This is a genomic window from Lacinutrix sp. YIN62 (genome assembly GCF_057219185.1).
Map to the genome: position 1 here is coordinate 1 of NZ_JBXVVH010000093.1, position 531 is coordinate 531.

Annotated in this window: 1 protein-coding gene; it reads left to right on the top strand. The window is 30.1% G+C overall.

Annotated features, from left to right (window positions below):
• The first annotated feature begins 115 nt into the window (after positions 1-115).
• Positions 116-481: a helix-turn-helix domain-containing protein gene (locus AC2D8I_RS16345; protein WP_484707184.1), complete on the top strand. Its 366-nt coding sequence runs from the start codon at positions 116-118 to the stop codon at positions 479-481.
• Positions 482-531: the final 50 nt, after the last annotated feature.

Consider the following 531-nt stretch of genomic DNA (forward strand, 5'->3'; position numbering starts at 1 on the left):
ATACACTACAAATATACTTTTAATGTTCTTTTTAGACAACAATAAATTATCATTTTAGAACATATTTTGATAAAAGTATTGTTTTTGACTACTTTTGTGTAGATTACATTAGTATATGAACGTAGGAACTAACATAAGAACATTAAGAGAACAACGTAATATTAAACAGCAAGAGATTGCTGATTTAATTGGCATGCACCGCTCTAATTACAGCAAAATAGAAAACGGACAGCGTGAGATTTCTGTAAGTGCTTTAGATAAAGTTGCTCGTTATTTTAACATCACTATTGACGAGCTTGTGCATCTTGATGGCGATTTACCACAAGAAGTAGAGATTGAAGATAAAACGACCTTAGAACAGCTTAAACTAATGCAAGAGCTTGACGAAGATGAACGCTCTATGGTTTTTAAAATGATTGATTCTTTTCTTACCAAAAAGAAATTTAAAGACTTTTTTAATAAAAATGTTGCTACACTTTAGCACAATAAAAAAGCCTCTACATCCCTTAAAAGCTTTCTCTTTATTTTTCT

What these genes read in the sequence shown, in the direction of transcription:
- AC2D8I_RS16345 (WP_484707184.1), top strand. Translation starts at nt 116, where the DNA reads ATGAACGTAGGAACTAACATAAGAACATTAAGAGAACAACGTAATATT.